The organism is Brucella grignonensis (assembly GCF_002252505.1).
GTDB classification, from domain to species: Bacteria; Pseudomonadota; Alphaproteobacteria; order Rhizobiales; family Rhizobiaceae; genus Brucella; species Brucella grignonensis.
Genome location: NZ_NNRL01000135.1, coordinates 1 through 640, shown reverse-complemented (window position 1 = coordinate 640; position 640 = coordinate 1). Strand labels below are relative to the sequence as shown.

Genomic DNA, 640 nt, shown 5'->3' with positions numbered 1-640 from the left:
GAAGAGACGCGCGCCCGCCGTGCGAAGCTTCTCGCCAAGTTCGACCATCCGAGCCTTCTGACGCAGCGTCCAGTCGAGACGGTCGCGAACCAGCGTGCGTGCCACGCGCATGACGTGCAGGCCGCGGCTGTTGGCGAAGCTCAGGGCCTGGGCGTAGAAGCGGCCCCCGCTGTAGTCGAGAGTGGTTTCCTTTGCATCGCGGCGCGAGAAGACTTTGGCCAAGCCTCCAGCAAAGGCGAAGGACCGCTTGCCATAATAGAGCGCGACATCCTCGCGGTGGCGGGTCATGGCCACATAGGTCAGATGCCGGTTGAGCGAGAGCGAGGCCAGCACAAAGACGCGGTCCACGGTGGCGCCCTGCGACTTGTGGATCGTCGTCGCATAGCCATGATCGACGTTGCGATAGGTCCGCTGCACGACTTCGACCCGACGACGTGCATCACCCTCGCCGAGCTCGGCCACGATGCGCCCTGGCACCGCTTCCACTACCTTGGCCAGCATGCCGTTCTTGACACCCAGCGGACTGTCATTCTTGAGGAAGACGATTTGGTCGCCGGCCGCGAAATTGCGGGCGCCGTCCTCAGTCCGGAAGGCATGGCCGGTCTCGACGACGCCCCGCTTGATGAGCGCCTCGCGCGCC

The 640-nt window shown here is 65.0% G+C and carries 1 protein-coding gene; it reads right to left on the bottom strand.

The window, feature by feature from the left end:
* A partial coding sequence (locus CEV33_RS01585) for an ATP-binding domain-containing protein (protein WP_167388093.1) occupies positions 1-640 on the bottom strand: 640 nt, incomplete at both ends.